Here is a 16,819-nt window from a genome sequence, read left to right as displayed (position 1 = left end):
TTATAGTCAAACCTATTATGAAGATAAAACCTGTTGGATCTTACCGATGGCCCAATCAAGCTCTTCCTGTGTTATGATAAGCGGCGGTGCAAAACGAATTACGGTATCATGTGTTTCTTTACAGAGCAATCCCTCTGCTTTCAGCTTTTCACAGAATGGGCGGGCGGGTTGCTCTAATTCCACCCCTACAAACAAACCTTTTCCTCGTACTTCCTTAATGACAGGATTATCAATTTCCTTTAGTTTATTTTGAAAATAGTTGCCGAGTTCTAGAGAGCGGTCTGCTAATTTATCATCTTCAATAACTTCTAATGCGGCAACTGCAACAGCACTGGCAAGCGGATTGCCACCGAACGTTGAACCGTGTGAACCAGGGTTGAATACACCTAAAACATCTTCATCAGCAACTACACATGAGATTGGCATCACTCCGCCGCCAAGTGCTTTTCCAAGAATATACATATCCGGGTGGACGTTTTCCCAGTCACACGCAAACATTTTTCCTGACCGACCAAGGCCAGCCTGTATTTCATCTGCAATAAATAATATGTTTTCTTCCTTGCAGACCTCATATGCTTCTTTCAGGAAACCCTCTGGCGGGATAATAATCCCAGCTTCCCCCTGGATTGGTTCAAGTAAAAATCCAGCTGTATTGGGTGTGATGGCTTCTTTTAATGCGTTGATGTCCCCGTAAGGAATCACCTTGATACCTGGCAGCATGGGCCCAAATCCTCGTTTGTTATCCTGGTCGGATGACAAGGAAACCGCTGTCATTGTCCTGCCATGGAAGTTACCTTCACATGCGATGATTTCCGCCTGTCCCTCAGGAATGCCCTTTCTGTCGTATGCCCATCTTCTTGCAGTCTTAACAGCTGTCTCAACAGCTTCTGCACCAGTGTTCATCGGCAGAACTATGTCTTTACCGGTCAATTCCGTGACTTTTTGGTAAAAGGAACCAAGCTGGTCATTATGAAATGCACGGGAAGTCAAGGTCACGCGATCTGCCTGCTTCTTTAATGCCTCGATAATTTTTGGGTTTCTATGACCTTGGTTAACAGCAGAGTATGCACTTAACATATCCATATATTTATTGCCTTCGGGATCTTTTACCCACACGCCTTCTGCCTCTGAAATGACGATGGGAAGCGGGTGATAATTCTGTGCTCCGAATTGCGATGTTTGCTCGATAATATCCTTTGTTTTACTAGCTGTTGTCATAATTGAATCCTCCTAAAGATGGTCCTTGAGTGTGGTTTTAGTTCGTGGGTTCCCCGTGAGAGGGAACCCGCATTTCATCCTAGTACATTTCTGAAACGGTTCTGGCCAGCATGTGAAGTGTTAAATAGTCTGGCCCACCTGCTTTGGAGTCGGTTCCTGACATCTTAAATCCGCCAAATGGATGATAACCGACGATGGCGCCTGTGCAATTACGGTTGAAGTATAAATTACCAACATGGAACTCCATGGTTGCTTGGTTGATATGGGCACGGTTGTTGGTGATGACCGCACCTGTTAAGCCGTACTCTGAGTTATTTGCGAGTTCCAGGGCATGGTCAAAGTCTCTTGCTTTAGCGAAAGCAACGACAGGCCCGAAGATTTCCTCCTGCATAATCCGTGCATCGATATCCACATCAGCGAATGCAGTTGGTTGGATGAAGAAACCTTTGGAATCGTCACCTTCACCACCTGCAACAAGGCGGCCTTCTTCTTTTCCGATTTCAATATATTCCATAATTTTGTCATAAGCACTTTGGTCGACAACGGGTCCCATATAAATATCATTGGATTTTGCTTCGCCGACGGTGAGTTCATTTGTCAGTTTAATAACTTTTTCAAGAACTTCATCGTAAACATCTTCAAGGACCACAACACGAGATCCCGCAGAACACTTTTGTCCGGAAAATCCGAATGCCGAAACAACAATGGATTCTGCCGCAAGGTCAAGGTCAGCATCCTTGTCTACAACAACGGTGTCCTTTCCGCCCAACTCGACAATAACGCGTTTTAGATGGTTTTGTTCTTTTTGGACGACTGCAGCACGTTCATACATTCTTGTACCGACATCACGGGATCCGGTGAATGTAATGAGTGAAGTTTTAGGATGTTCAATAAGATAGTCGCCAACTTCAGCACCGCTTCCCGGGATGAAGTTGATTACGCCTTCCGGTACACCCGCTTCCTGTAAAACTTCCACAAATTTGGCAGCAATCACAGGCGTGGCACTGGCAGGTTTCAGCAGTACGGTGTTTCCTGTAACCAGTGGTGCCACCGTTGTTCCAGCCATAATAGCAAAAGCGAAATTCCATGGTGAGATGGTGACGGTTACACCTGTCGGCACATAGAAGTATCGATTGAATTCACCTGGACGGCTCTTAATTTCTTTTCCTCTTTCAAGTTCAATCATCTGACGTGCATAATATTCCATAAAGTCAATTGCCTCAGCTGTGTCAGCATCCGCTTCCTTCCAAGGCTTTCCTGCTTCTTTTATTAACAGTGCGGAAAATTCATGCTTTCTGCGACGAACAATTTGTGCTGCACGCATTAAGATATTGGCGCGATCAATGGCACTTGTAAATTTCCAGGCTTGGAAGGCTTCATATGCTGTTTGAATAGCCTTTTCAGCAATTTCCTGATTTGCCTTGGAAACAGTTCCAACAACTTCTTCTTTATTAGCTGGGTTTATAGACACGATTTTCTCCTCTGTTGAGATGCGTTCTCCACCGACGAGTAGGTCGTGATTATTTCCAAGCTCAGATTCTACTTGCATTAGCGCTGCTTCCATTGCTTTCTTATTTTTCTCCACGGTAAAATCCGTAAATGGTTCATGGTTATAAGGTGTGATCATGGTATCCCCTCCAATAATTTATTTCACCCTTCTACTTGCAAAAATCATGCCAAGAATATGAATGTTGATAGGACAGCATTCCCTGTTCGATGGAGTAAATGGATGCAAAATTATTTTGCTTATTATTAGGTAAAACGCTAAGAAGTGGTGCAATCAATTTTTGCACTTTACCTAATTTTCCATTAGAATGAACGATGAACGGGGGGATCTTATGGAATTGAATCTGCCACATGGTATGGAACATCACCTGCTCATGAATGAATTGTATAAAAATCTGCTGGATGAATTGGATGTAGGAATCCATGTGATAAACGAAAAGGGAAAAACCATTGTTTACAACAGAAAGATGATGGAGATAGAGTCGATGAAAGGTGAGGATGTCCTTGGCAAGGAATTATTGGAGGTCTTCAGGTTCCATGATAAACAGCACAGTACCCTGGTCAGAGCATTAAAAGAGGGCAAAAGCACGAAGAACGTGAAGCAAACGTATTTTAATAATAAAGGGAAGGAAATTACAACAATTAACGATTCCTTTCCCATCTTAAATCAAGGCAATATTACGGGAGCCGTTGAGATTGCAAAAGATATTACCCAACTTGAGCGAGTGATTAAGGAAAATGTCCTTCGTAAACAGAACACAAAATTCACCTTTGACCAGATAATCGGTGAAAGTGAGAGCATAAAATCCGTTATCGAAGAGTCCAAAAGAGCAACCCGCACATCTTCTTCTGTGCTGATTGTTGGGGAGACTGGAACAGGGAAGGAATTATTTGCACAGAGCATACATAACGGCAGCAGCCGGTCTGGGGCGACCTTCCTCTCGCAAAACTGTGCAGCGATACCAGAGAGCTTGATGGAAAGTCTATTATTCGGTACCAAAAAGGGGGCATTCACCGGGGCTGTGGATAGGCCGGGCTTATTCGAGCAAGCGGATGGAGGAACCCTGTTGCTGGACGAGATCAATTCATTAGCCCCATCACTTCAAGCAAAGCTTCTACGAGTCATCCAAGAGAAAACGATCAGAAGAGTGGGAGATATGAAAGATAAAGAAGTGGATGTACGAATTATTGCCACCATCAATGAGGACCCTGTCGATGCTATTGCCAATGACCGTTTGCGAAAAGACCTCTATTATCGTCTCAGTGTCGTAACATTATTTATTCCTCCTTTGCGTAATAGAAAGAAGGATCTACAGTTGCTTTCTCAACGTTTTATCAATAAATATAATGCTTTATTCCACATGAATGTGAAGAAACTCAGTAATGAAGCCATGCAATTGCTTTCTCAACATGATTGGCCAGGCAACGTGAGGGAGTTGGAGCATACAATCGAAGGGACCATGAATCTGATTATGGATGAAGACATCATTCACGTACAGAATCTCCCTGTCAGTCTTCGAAAAAAATACCATAAAGAATCCTACCAAAAGGATATACAAGACATCGCAGGGTTGGGCGGAGAATCTACACCTTTACGTGAGAAAGTGCAAGAGGCGGAGAAGTTATATGTTCAGCAAGTTTTAGAAGAAAATGATTATAATATTTCGCGCACTGCAAAAATCCTTTGCATCAGTAGACAAAGCTTACAATATCGGATAAAGAAATTCGGGTTATAATTTTTGACCTTTATGAGGTTGACTTGGCTGTTATGGTTTATATAAAAGAACAGCAATTTAGACAGGAGGAGAGCAGTTTGGAACTAGATATACAGCATTTTAACAACCTGTCCGATTATGACAATGTACTGATTACAGATGAAAAGGGATACGTTAGTTTTTATGATGTGGCTGATTTGAACGTACTAAAGGAGCTGGGACCATGGCCAGAGGTAATTATCGGCAAGCATGTGACCTCCTTTTATACGAACCTCTCCCACGAGAACAGTACGATCATGACAGTATTGAAGAATAAAACTCCATTATTAAATTGCAGGCAGGAGATGGTCACTAGGATTGGCAGTAAAATCGAATCATATAGTTCTACTTTCCCAATAGAAGATAACGATAGGATGATTGGTGCTATTGAATTTTCGAAACGATATTTTAAAAAAGAAAATATCCAGTCATTGGAGAAGTATGCAACCCATAAAATCTTTCGCAAAAATAATACGATATTTACGATAGATGATCTGATATCAAAAAATCCAACCATGAATAAAATCAAGGATAGAATTAAAAAAATTGCCAAGACCAATTCTTCTGTCCTTGTTCACGGGAAAACAGGAACGGGAAAAGAGATTGTTGCCCAAGCTATACATAATCTGAGTGATCGCTATACGAAGCCATTCCTATCTTTGAATTGCTCGACTATCCCACAAAATTTGATGGAGAGTACTTTATTTGGAACGGTCAAGGGGAGTTTCACAGGGGCTGAGAATATGGCGGGTCTATTTGAGCAAGCAGAGGGCGGGACCCTATTTTTAGATGAAATAAATTCATTGGATATGCATCTTCAAGTAAAACTATTAAAAGCCATTGAGGAGAAGCGGATCAGGAGGCTGGGTGGAAGCAGAAATATTGACCTGGATATCCGCTTGATTTCAGCGACAAATGAGGATCCCTATAACTTAGTGGTAGAGAAAAACTTTAGAGAAGATCTTTTTTACAGATTGAGTGTGGTGCAGATTGATCTGCCGGAATTAAAGGATAGAAGAGAAGATATAGAGGTATTGCTGAGGTATTACCTGGACTTTTTCAATAGCAATATGAATATGTCCATTGATAGTGTCGAGCAGGAAGTTATAGATTGTTTCAATCGGTATAGCTGGCCGGGAAATGTAAGGGAATTCAGAAATGCAATCGAAACCGCCTATAACTTTGTTTCTTCTAATAGAATAACGATGGATGATATTCCTAACAGGATTAAAAATGGGAAAGGAACTTCGCAAAAGATCACAGATGCATCCCAGCCAACGGAGGGATATTCGTTGAAGACGGATGTGGAAAACTATGAAAAAGAAATAATCTACAAGGCAATTAAGGAAGAGGGCGGGGTCCTTGCAAAAACAGCAAGGCAGTTAGGAATATCCAAGCAGTCCCTAAAATACAAACTAAAAAAGTATGGATTAAGGTAAAAAAATTTTTACTTAGAGGGGGAAAAATTTCCCCCTTTTTTCTATGGGCGAAAAGACTGTAAAGAATTGTTGGAATGCTGTTCTTCAGAAAAATCTGTTGAAATGTCACGTCTAGAGCGGTTGGAACGCCATCTCATTCAGACTAATCATCATAGGATCTGAAGTTGGCATAATGTTTGCATATGTATTTCTGCATGACAGAATTATCAAATATCAGGGAGGAATACATATGAGTACATCAGGAGCCTACATTTTTTATAATGGAAAAATATTTACAGCCAATTCGAAAACTCCTAATGCGACTGCCATGGTTGTTAAGGATGGACGGATTGCGTGGGTTGGGGAGAAGGATGAATTAGAGGATATCACTGGTGAATGGATAGATTTGAACGGTCGTCGTGTGCTTCCGGGTTTTATTGATGCCCATTTACATCCCTTGTTCTTGGCAGATACCTCCAAGCAATTTGCGAGTACTTTGCCAAGCGTCCGTTCCATTTCAGATCTAATCGGGAAGATACGCAAGCAACGTGAGCTGCAAGGTGGAGACAAATGGGTGGAAAGCTGGGGCTATGATGAAGGGAAACTTGCTGAAGGACGCGCTCCAAACCGCTATGATTTAGACAAAGGCGCCCAAGATGTTCCTGTGGTAATGACCCGTACATGTGGGCACATTATTTCAGTGAATAGCATAGCCTTGAAACTCGCAGGTATTGATAAAAATACAAAGGATCCAGCAGGCGGTAAAATCGACCGTGACGAAAATGGAGAACCGACAGGGATTTTACGGGAAAGTGCGAGAGAACTAGTATTAAGTTTGAAGTCTACAAAAACCCTTGATGAAAATGCTGCTAGTGTCGCCGAGCTTAGTCCTGAATTATTGGCACACGGTATTACAGGGATCACTGAACTATTAGCGCATAATAAGCCGGTTGATTATCTGGATATCTACAAAGAAGCGAGTCAAAAAGGCTTAAACCAGCGAACTGTGGTCTACTATGCTTGGGAAGACTTTAAGAAACTTGAAGATTTGGATTCTAAGTTAAATAGGGAGGAGCAGGTTCACATAGGTGGGATCAAGCTATTTGCCGATGGTAGTATTTCCGGTCAGACAGCTTGGATTGACGAACCATATATTGGCGGGAAAAAAGAGAATTATGGTATTCCAACAACCAGTAAGGAGGAATTGCTGGCGGCAGCAGAAGCGGCTAAGCGATACGATATACAGTTAATTGTACATGCCATGGGTGAGCAGGCAATAAATTTGATTCTAGATACTTTTCAGGATCAAGAGGGTTGGATCAATGATGGACCGTCAATCCGGATTGAACATGCTACATTACCAACAAAGCAAGCACTTGAAAGAGCAGCATCAGCTGGCATTGCGTTTGTTCCGCAACCTGTTTTTATTTTTGCGGAAATTGAGAGTTACGTGAACAACCTGGGAATTGCTCGGACAAAACGGTCTTATCCAGTCAAATCCATGTTGGAAGCAGGTATAAAAGTAGCACTATCTTCCGATGCCCCTGCAACAGCATGGGCGGACCCGGTGAATCCTTTTGTCGGTATACAGTCTGCTGTAACGCGGAAGGCTTATAATGGAGAAGAGACTGGGCAAGACGAGCAAATTGATGTGGAAACGGCCATTACATTATACACAAGAAGTGCGCAGGAAATTACTAGAATACCAGACGTTGGGCAACTTGCTCCCGGCTATCATGCGGATTTCATTGTACTGGATCAGGACATTTTGGAAATGGATGCCGACAAAATTGCTGATGTACAAGTGATTGAAACCTATATGGGTGGTGTAAGTGCGTTCATCAAAAAGAGAGTTCTCTGACTAAATAGTTCAGGAGAGTTTAAGATGAACGTTCATAGACTAGCAGCAACCACTTCCTGTAAAGAGAAAGTTAAGCGCTTTCCAAGGTGGTTCGTACCAACAGTGCATACGTTGATTGGGAGTCAGGTTGAGCGGATTTGAAACTAGGAGTGATTTTTTGGATCAATTAATGGGTGTGATCGCTGAAGTCTCAGAAATTATAAGCATACCATTGATGTTATTGCTTGTGGGAGGAGGCGTTTTTTTAACAATCAAGCTGGGATTTTTCCAGTTTAAATATTTCCCTCATATAGTTAAAACGACGGTGGGCAGTATGTTTAAAAAAGCGGATGGGGAAGGTACGGTCACTCCATTTCAGGCAGCATCAAGTGCGCTGGCTTCCTCTATAGGTGCTGCCAATATAGTAGGGGTTCCTCTTGCCATTGCGCTCGGAGGCCCAGGTGCCATATTTTGGATGTGGATGGTCGCATTAATTGGAATGGCAACGAAATATGCAGAAGTAGTACTTGGTTTGAAATACCGCCAAAGAAATGAAAAGGGTGAATTTGTCGGAGGGCCTATGTATTATATCGACAAGGGATTGGGCTGGAAGTGGCTGGCTGTACTGTTTGCTGCTGTCCAAGTGGTATTCGTGTTCGCCAGTGCTTCCGTTCAGTCTAATTCATTGGCTGGTATAATCAACGGTTCCTTTAACATCCCGAACATTGTAATCGGATTATTGATCAGTACAATTATTATCGCCGTAATGGTGGGCGGGATCAAAACGATCGGAAAGTTTGCGGAAAAAGTAGTGCCGCTTATGGCTCTGATCTATCTCTTTGCTGGATGTATCGTAATTTTGTTCCACCTTGATCAGGTGCCGAATGTATTCCAGTTAATATTCACCCATGCATTTACCCCAATCTCTGCCAGTGGGGGATTTGCAGGTGCAGCAGTTGCCGCCATCATCCGGTGGGGGATAGCTCGAGGGTTATATTCCAATGAAGCTGGTATGGGAAGTGCACCGATTGCGCACTCCACCGCTGTAAATAAACATCCGGCAAAACAAGGTTTCTGGGGTGCTTTTGAAGTCTTCTTTGATACCATCATTGTTTGTACGATGACTGCGATTATCATTCTTTCGACAGGTGTTTGGAAGGCCGTAGGGGCAGATCAAGCATCTCAAATGCCAGTAGAAGCGATGGCGACAGTTTTTGGCAGTAGTGTAGCAGGCATGATCATAACTACTGCAATTTTCTTCTTTTCCATTACAACCATTCTAGTGGTGGTCTTTTATGGGGAGAAGCAAGCCGAATATTTATTCGGGTATAAAGCATCCATCGTCACTCGTTATGTTTATATTGGAGCGATAATTTTTGGCTCAACAGGAAGCATCATGCTTATTTGGTCTTTACTGGACATCATGATCGCATTTATCGTCATTCCCAATATGATTGCCGTTCTATTATTAAGTGGAAAAGTAAAAGAAATAACGGCCGATTACTTTACTCATCACTATAAACAGAGTGGAAAATCCACTAAACAGGATGAGGATGGTAAAGAGAACGTTATGTGATGCCAAACTTTGCCCTGGAACATTTATCGTACTCAGAAGGTGTTAAAGGGTTTGGTTTCCAACCAAGTAAAGTAAAACGCTTACATCAGAAAGAAATAGTAGGAGGAAGAATAGATGCCGACAATAACGATCGACAAAAAAATAGAGGATATAAAACAAGAGGTAGTCCATTGGAGAAGAGAACTTCATCGACATCCAGAACTGTCTTATGATGAAAAGAATACATCCCAATTCGTGTACGATACGCTCCAGTCTTTTGGAAATCTGGAAATTACCCGTCCGACCAAGACGAGTGTTATGGCTCGGCTGATCGGAGAAAAGCCAGGAAAAACACTTGCCATACGGGCGGATATGGATGCTCTGCCAATCGAAGAGGATACGGGGTTGGAATTCAGCTCAAATAATCCCGGTGTCATGCATGCTTGTGGACATGATGGACATACTGCCATGTTACTTGGGACTGCCATGGTTTTGTCTGGGTTGAAAGACCAAATCCAAGGGGAAGTCCGCTTTCTATTCCAGCATGCGGAGGAGCATTTTCCGGGTGGAGCTAAGGAAATGGTGGACGCTGGTGTGATGGACGGCGTTGATTTTGTTATTGGCGCACATCTCATGGCAGATCTTGAAGTTGGTAAAGTAGGGATTGCACCGGGGCCGATGATGGCCGCAGCGGACGGCTTCTGGATCACGGTCAATGGCAAGGGCGGTCATGGCGGAATGCCGCATCAGACGGTTGATAGTATTGTGATCGGGGCCCAAGTGGTTTCCAATTTGCAACATATTGTCTCCCGGAACACGGACCCTCTGGATAGTGTGGTTCTCTCCATCGGTAAATTTCTGGGCGGGGAAGCAGGCAATGTCATTTCAAACGCCGTTGAAATCAATGGGATCGTTCGAACGTTTGACGATAACATTTCCAAGTCGATGCCCGAACTTATGGAAAGAGTTGTAAAAGGGATCACAGATGCACATGGTGCTTCCTATGAACTGAGATATGAGCATGGGTATCGTGCGGTGATCAATGACGAGGATGCAACAAAAATCATAGAAGAAACAATCCGGGAAGTCTATGGGGACGAAACGGTAGAGGTAATAAAGCCTAAAATGGGGGCGGAAGACTTTTCGGCATTTTTAGGAAGTGCTCCCGGTGCTTATTTCAACGTTGGGGCAGGAAATAAGGAGAAGGGCCTTGGATATCCACACCATCATCCCAAATTCGATATTGATGAGGATGCACTCGAATATGGCGTCAAAGTCTTTGTCCATGCTGTCTTCAAATTTCTCGGCAGTTAAAAAAGCGGGCTTGTAGCCTGATAAGGAGGGAAAGGGATGGGAATAAGAAAACAAAGAGAAACAGATGATGTAGCCGAGAGGGAAGAGAGCAAGTTAGAGAATGTGATAACAAAGGTTAGAATGCCACATGTCTATGTAATTTTAATGTCTTTGCTGATCCTTTCGTATATCGCAACATTATTGATACCAAGTGGTTCATTTGAAAGAGAGGAACGACCTGGCGGCATGTTGGTAGTCCCCGAATCCTTTCAATTTATAGATGCAGAGATGCTGACGCCCTTTGACCTTCTGTTTGCGATACCTACAGGGATGGTCCAGGCTGGTGAATTGATTTTCGGAGGTATTATGATAGGTGGGCTGTTTGCTGTAGTTGAAAAAACAGGGTTGCTTAACATTGTTATCCACTATGTCTTTAAAATATTTCAAGCGAAAAAGATTTTGGTTATCCCAGCCTTAATGATTCCTATGGGAATTTTTACGACAATTACAGGCGCATTTGAAATGGCATTGATATATATTCCAGCTTTAATTCCAGTAATTCTAAGGCTCGGTTATGACCGTTTCACAGCATTTGCTATTGTGATTGTCAGCTGTTCTGCTGGGTTATCAGTAGCATTAACTGCCCCGGCGACAGTAGGACTGGCCCAAACAATATCGGAACTTCCGTTGTATTCGGGTATTGGGCTGCGCGTTATTGTCATGTCTCTTGTGTTGCTGGTCGGTATCTGGTATGTATGGCGCTACGCAAGAAAAATTGAAAGAGATCCCTCTAAAGGATATTTGTATGGAGACGGACTGGACGGAGAGTATCTTGATGATAACGAGCCAGATCTTGAAAAGATCTCAACAAGACAACTCGCTGGTTTAATCTTTCTTTTTGCCGGGCTAGGAGTGATGGTATATGGTCTTTTGGTTTGGGGCTGGTATTTTATCGAAATTGGTGGCTGGTACGCATTCATGGGAATCGTACTTGGACTGATTTGCAAAATGACACCAAGTGGTATAGCGGAAACATTTAATGAGGGATTCAAGAAATTCATCGTTGCTGGAATTGTCATAGGTTTGGCACGGTCTATTTCGGTTATTTTAGAAAACGGTCAGATTTTGGATACGATCATCTATGGGATTAGTGAGATTGTAAGTTCTATGCCGGCGGAAATTAGCGCTGTGATGATGATGATTGCCCAAGCATCATTTAATTTTGTGGTCGGGTCAGGCAGTGGCCAAGCGTTAATCACTATGCCGATTATGGTAGGTTTATCTGACTTGCTGGATGTTACCAGACAAACGTCGGTGCTTGCATTTCAATTTGGTGACGGATTCAGCAATATCATTTATCCAACAGGCCTGATCATGGCATTCTTGGCCTTTGCCCGGATTTCGTATGTAAAGTGGTTGCGGTTTATTATACCCTTAGTGCTAATTTGGTATGGCATATCCACCGTTACCCTTATTATCGCCCAGTCAATCGGATGGGGGTAGGAGTGTTCTACCTACTTTGTGACGAATATGCCAGTTGAATGGAAGGTGGTGGAAGTCCTTGCATACGTTGCTATGAAGGACTTCCACCACCTTTATTATTGGTATGCAAATAATAATCGGTTCCGGATTTCTACAATGAAAGCTATTTTCTACATATTATCACCTCTTTCCCATATTCCCGGCTATTTTTCATATAGGAGTATCGCATTAGAATACGAAGGTCGATAATACATCCCCCCTCTTAGGCTAATTTGTGTTCCAGCACAATTATTTGCCTTTTTTTTGCTTTTAATTTCCCTCACCTATACAAGGTTACTCCATTTTACATACCGTGTACGAAGGAGGTGGAATTCATGGAGAGATTTATCGCTGATTTAAAAGGGAGAAACGAAGTACCCCCAGTAAGGACAGATGCGTTTGGAGAAGCTAAGTTTCTCGTTAATGAGGATGGCAGAAAAATTAAATTTAAGCTGGAAGTCAACAATATTAGAAATTTCATTCAAGCGCATATTCACTTTGGAGCCCGCAATGAAAATGGACCTGTTCTCGCCTTCCTGTTTGGCGCTGACCTAGAGACTTTAGAAGAACAAAATGGGATAACCACTCGCCGAGGGGTAGTTACAGGAGTTATTGCAGATAAGGATATCGTTCCAAATGATGTAGGCGTAAGAAATGTAAAGGACTTGCTTACATTGATGCGAAGAGAATTGACGTATGTAAATGCACATACCGAACAAAATCCTGGTGGGGAAATTAGAGGGCAGATTATTCCTCTTCAGCATAGAAGGTATTAAGTATAATAGCCAAAAGGGGTAATAAAAAAGATAACCTGGACCATCCTCCTTGTAGAAGAAGTGTCCAGGTTTTAAAGTATTCTATACGTTAATTTGATTTCCTTAACAAATAAATGAAATAAGGGGCCCCGATGAATGCTGCCACGATCCCGGCTGGAATAGTATCCGATCCTAACAGGTTCCGGCCGATCGTATCTGCTGCAGTTAGTAAAATCATTCCCATCAACAAAGCGATTGGGAGGAATAATTGGTGTCTGGGGCCCACCAAGCTCTTCGCTATATGAGGAGCCATCAGACCGATAAAGCTGATACCTCCTGTCACGGATACCGCTGCAGCTGCCAGTGCTACGGCAATAATGATCAGGAGGAATCTTTCTTTGTTCAAGGAGACACCCAACCCGATGGCGCTCGGCTCATTCATGGCCAGGATATTCAACGTGTTTGCTTTGTAAAAGATAATCGGCAGACAAACAAGGAGCCATGGAAGAAGCGCCATGATGAATGGCCAGTCTGTTCCCCAAATATTGCCGGCGAGCCATCTGGAGACAAACTCAACATCGCTGCGCTCTGCAGAAGAAATCAGCAGCATCATCAACCCGGAGAGGGCAGAGGCAAAACCGACACCGACCAATACGAGTTTGACAGGCTGGATCCCTTTTCCTTTTTCATAGGAAAAGAAGTAAATGCACAATGCAGTAACGATCGCGCTGATGAAAGCGACAATCGGCAATACATAGGCATAATGCTGGATATCAGACTGGACAAAGAGATAAAAACAGGTGATTCCGACACCGGCTCCGGCATTTATCCCGATAATACCCGGGTCTGCCAGGTCATTCCTTGTGACACTTTGCAATAATGCACCGGACATGGCAAGGGCCATTCCTGCAAGGGCCAAGATAATGGTCCGGGGGAGGCGGATAGAAAATAGGATGAATTCTTCTTTGAACGCCCCGAACCCGAATAACGCCGGAAAGACACGCCCTAGGGAAAGAGTGGAGTCGCCCAGGGAAATGCTGCAGGTAAATACCCCGATAAATATAAGCAGAAGAATGATCATCCACTTCTTTTGTTTTTTTTGCTGATGGCTAACCAAATGCTCGTCCTCCTCTTCGCACCAATAGTAAGAAGAACGGTAAACCAACGATGGCTACAATCGCAACAACCGGGGTTTCAAACGGGGCGTTCAGGGTGCGCCCAACCAGGTCTGCGAGGATCATAAACAGTCCGCCTGCCACTACTGACATGGGAACAATCATCCGGTAGTCGGAACCAACTAACCCCCGGACAATATGGGGAATGATGAGTCCCACAAATGCAAGATTTCCAACCAGAGCCACCGCGGCCCCGGCAAGGATTACCACAATGCCCATCAGCAAGGTTTTCAACAAGGTGGTTTTCTGACCCAGCCCGACGGCCACTTCTTCATTCAGGCTCAAAATCGTCAAATGGCGGCTGAGAACTAGACTGGCTAGCAGTCCGGCTATGATGACAGGAACCACCAGAAGTGCCTGCCATGTGGTTCCGATCAAACCGCCGGCTGTCCACATGGAAACGTCTTTGGATATATGGAACAGGATCCCCACTCCGTCAGCCAGGGCCTGGAGAAAGGCTGTAACGGCAGCCCCTGCCAACACTAGCTTCAGCGGAGAAAGGCCTGTATTCATGGAGCCCGCAATCCCGTAAACAATCCCCATTCCGACCGCAGCTCCGATGAAACAGGCGATGATGATGGAAAGGTAAGATGCCGATGGGATAAGTGCCATGGTCAGTGCCAAGGCTGCGTTAGCACCTGCAGTGATGCCGAGCAGGCCTGGGTCTGCGAGGGGATTGCGGGTAACACCCTGCATGATCGCCCCCGAAACGGCTAGGGCACTACCGACAAAGAATGCTGCAATCACCTGTGGGAAGCGAATTTCCCGTAAAACGGAGTAGTAATCCCCGCCAGTCTCGCCAATCATGGCATGCCAGACATCCCGGAAGGTCGTGTCAGCCGCACCGAATGTGAGGGCGGCATAGAAACTTAGGAACAATAACAGTAAAGCTGTAAGCAACAACATAGGGAAGGGGAGGGAACGGACCTTTTTCATCTCGTTTGTTCCCCTGTGTTACTTGTTTCCGAGAAATTTTTCTTCAAAGAAATCCAACTGATACTCAAGACTCAGAGCATCATTGAAATAAAAGGCTTTTGCGTTCGCCCGGAAGACGTTCCCCTTTTCGACTGCGTCTATATTGTTATACCAATCTGCTTCCAAGAAAGATGTGTCCTGATCTTCGGTTAAGCTCAAAATCACATAATCGCCGGCATAATCACCCAAGACTTCCTGGGAGATGGCAAAGTATCCGGGTTCCAATGCGGTTTCGGCTACCGCCTCCGGCATCTTCAGATCCATGGCTTGGTATAATATTTCTGTCCCACGGCCCCAGTTGTCTCCAAAGAGATAGAATTGTTTCTCAAAGTTTTCAATCACCGTGACAGTGGCATCTTCGCCGATTTTGGCCTTGATTTCCTCGCCCAGGGCTTGCGCACGTGCCTCGAAGTCTTCCGCCCATTCTCTCGCTTCTTCTTCTTTGTTTACGACTTTTCCGATTTCGATATGCTGCTCCAGATAGTCGTTTTTACCATACGTGAACAGAACGGTTGGGGCGATTTCCTGAAGTTTGTCGGCATTTTCAATGTTATTCAGACCAATGATCAAGTCTGGTTCCAATTCGATGATCTTCTCCAAGTCCTGATTGGAAACTACCTCCGCTTGATCCAAGTGTTCTTCAAAATTGGGGTTCATGGCCGACCATGAGTCGACACCGACGATATTCACTCCGAGCTTGATAAGATCCCCGGCATAGGAGGACAACACGACAACACGTTCAGGATTTGCCGGTACCTCGACCGGCCCTGATTCGGATTCATATGTAATGGTTTCTTCCGTTGTTTCCTCGCTGCCTGTATCCGCATTACTGCTGGAACACGCTGCCAAGAGGAGGGTGAGTAGTATAAGCATTGGGAATATTAATTTTTTCATGATTCTTCTCTCCTTTTAATAGATTGTATGTGATACACATGGGTTTTTCTGTTCGCGGATCCTTTCCGATGACGGCATCTATATGAAACACCTCTTCCAAAACTTCCGGCGTGATGACTTCCTCTGGAATCCCAGCCTGGATGAGTCTGCCATTTGAGAGTGCTATCACAAAATCCGAGAAGCGTGCAGCTTGGTTAAGGTCATGCAGCACCATGATAATGGTTTTGCCTTCTTCCTTATTCAGCTTCTGAAGCAATTCCAATACTTCCAGTTGGTGGGCCATATCTAAATAGGTGGTGGGCTCATCCAGAAAGATGATATCCGTATCCTGAACCAATGACAAGGCGATCCAGACACGCTGCCGTTGGCCACCTGAAAGGGAATCCAATGACTGGTCACGGAACTCTTCTGTCTGGGTAACGTTTAGCGCCCATTGGATGATTTCCTTGTCCTTTTTGGATAGATTGCCAAACCCCTTTTGGTAGGGGAAACGGCCATAGGAAACCAGTTCTTCCACCAGGAGGCCGCCGGAACTGTCTGGATTTTGCGGAAGAAAAGCGAGCTGTCTTGCTAGTTCCTTTGTATTTATCTGGGCAATCGCCTTTCCGTCCAGCATAATCTGCCCGGCTTGTGGGGCGATTACCCTGGTCATCGCCTTCAGCAGCGTGGATTTGCCGCATCCGTTGGAACCGATGATGGTAGTAATCTTGCCATCCGGGATGCACATGCTCAGATCATGGACGATCGTCTTGTCTTCATAGCCGACCCGGACATCTTCAACGGTCAATCGCATATAATTCAACCCTCCCTATGTAATTTTTATACTATTCATGGTATGATAATTGAAAATGATTATCATTATCTATTACATATGTTAGATAGTAAATAGTAAACCGCTTGCTGTCAATGAAAATT

Annotated in this window: 13 protein-coding genes; 7 read left to right on the top strand and 6 right to left on the bottom strand. The window is 44.0% G+C overall.

Annotation, left to right across the window (positions count from 1 at the left end):
* Positions 1-15 precede the first annotated feature (15 nt).
* Together ACFODW_RS06710 and pruA are read right to left on the bottom strand one after the other, a co-directional pair.
* Positions 16-1,218 carry an ornithine--oxo-acid transaminase gene (locus ACFODW_RS06710; protein WP_390304536.1) on the bottom strand — a complete coding sequence of 401 codons (1,203 nt, stop codon included), beginning with the start codon at positions 1,216-1,218 and terminating at the stop codon, positions 16-18.
* Between the two features lie 79 nt (positions 1,219-1,297).
* On the bottom strand, positions 1,298-2,845 hold the full coding sequence (gene pruA / locus ACFODW_RS06705) for an L-glutamate gamma-semialdehyde dehydrogenase (RefSeq protein WP_390304534.1): 1,548 nt from the start codon (positions 2,843-2,845) through the stop codon (positions 1,298-1,300).
* 211 nt (positions 2,846-3,056) lie between these two features.
* Between pruA and ACFODW_RS06700 the strand changes: the two genes are divergently transcribed.
* The 7 genes from ACFODW_RS06700 (at position 3,057) to ACFODW_RS06670 (ending at position 12,881) form a co-directional block, all read left to right on the top strand.
* The gene (locus tag ACFODW_RS06700) at positions 3,057-4,460 is read left to right on the top strand and encodes a sigma-54 interaction domain-containing protein (RefSeq protein ID WP_390304532.1); all 1,404 of its coding nucleotides are present in this window, start codon (positions 3,057-3,059) and stop codon (positions 4,458-4,460) included.
* Between the two features lie 77 nt (positions 4,461-4,537).
* Complete coding sequence (locus tag ACFODW_RS06695) at positions 4,538-5,917, top strand: sigma-54 interaction domain-containing protein (RefSeq protein WP_390304530.1); 1,380 nt, start codon at positions 4,538-4,540, stop codon at positions 5,915-5,917.
* Between the two features lie 229 nt (positions 5,918-6,146).
* The gene (locus tag ACFODW_RS06690) at positions 6,147-7,757 is read left to right on the top strand and encodes an amidohydrolase (protein WP_390304528.1); all 1,611 of its coding nucleotides are present in this window, start codon (positions 6,147-6,149) and stop codon (positions 7,755-7,757) included.
* Positions 7,758-7,914: 157 nt separating this feature from the next.
* Positions 7,915-9,312, top strand: a complete 1,398-nt coding sequence (locus ACFODW_RS06685; RefSeq protein WP_390304526.1) for an alanine/glycine:cation symporter family protein — start codon at positions 7,915-7,917, stop codon at positions 9,310-9,312.
* A 114-nt stretch (positions 9,313-9,426) separates the two neighbouring features.
* Positions 9,427-10,605, top strand: coding sequence for a M20 family metallopeptidase (locus ACFODW_RS06680; RefSeq protein WP_390304524.1), 1,179 nt, complete (start codon positions 9,427-9,429; stop codon positions 10,603-10,605).
* Positions 10,606-10,641: 36 nt separating this feature from the next.
* Positions 10,642-12,087: a YfcC family protein gene (locus tag ACFODW_RS06675; RefSeq protein ID WP_390304522.1), complete on the top strand. Its 1,446-nt coding sequence runs from the start codon at positions 10,642-10,644 to the stop codon at positions 12,085-12,087.
* Between the two features lie 353 nt (positions 12,088-12,440).
* Entirely contained in the window at positions 12,441-12,881 is a 441-nt protein-coding gene (locus tag ACFODW_RS06670) for a CHRD domain-containing protein (protein ID WP_390304520.1), read from the top strand.
* Between the two features lie 88 nt (positions 12,882-12,969).
* Here the strand turns inward: ACFODW_RS06670 and ACFODW_RS06665 are convergent, their stop codons facing one another.
* The 4 genes from ACFODW_RS06665 to ACFODW_RS06650 are packed head-to-tail and all read right to left on the bottom strand — an operon-like array spanning position 12,970 to position 16,697.
* Positions 12,970-13,941 carry a FecCD family ABC transporter permease gene (locus tag ACFODW_RS06665; RefSeq protein ID WP_390304657.1) on the bottom strand — a complete coding sequence of 324 codons (972 nt, stop codon included), beginning with the start codon at positions 13,939-13,941 and terminating at the stop codon, positions 12,970-12,972.
* Positions 13,942-13,969: 28 nt separating this feature from the next.
* Positions 13,970-14,971 carry a FecCD family ABC transporter permease gene (locus tag ACFODW_RS06660; protein ID WP_390304518.1) on the bottom strand — a complete coding sequence of 334 codons (1,002 nt, stop codon included), beginning with the start codon at positions 14,969-14,971 and terminating at the stop codon, positions 13,970-13,972.
* An 18-nt stretch (positions 14,972-14,989) separates the two neighbouring features.
* Positions 14,990-15,904, bottom strand: coding sequence for an iron-hydroxamate ABC transporter substrate-binding protein (locus tag ACFODW_RS06655; protein ID WP_390304516.1), 915 nt, complete (start codon positions 15,902-15,904; stop codon positions 14,990-14,992).
* Positions 15,837-16,697 carry an ABC transporter ATP-binding protein gene (locus ACFODW_RS06650; protein ID WP_390304514.1) on the bottom strand — a complete coding sequence of 287 codons (861 nt, stop codon included), beginning with the start codon at positions 16,695-16,697 and terminating at the stop codon, positions 15,837-15,839. Before ACFODW_RS06650 ends, ACFODW_RS06655 begins: the two co-directional genes overlap by 68 nt.
* Positions 16,698-16,819: the final 122 nt, after the last annotated feature.

Origin of the sequence: Virgibacillus sediminis (assembly GCF_042643265.1) — a bacterium.
Classification (GTDB): Bacteria; Bacillota; Bacilli; order Bacillales; family Amphibacillaceae; genus Virgibacillus_O; species Virgibacillus_O sediminis.
The sequence above is the reverse complement of the archived record's forward strand: the minus strand, read 5'-3'. Positions and strand labels throughout refer to the sequence as shown.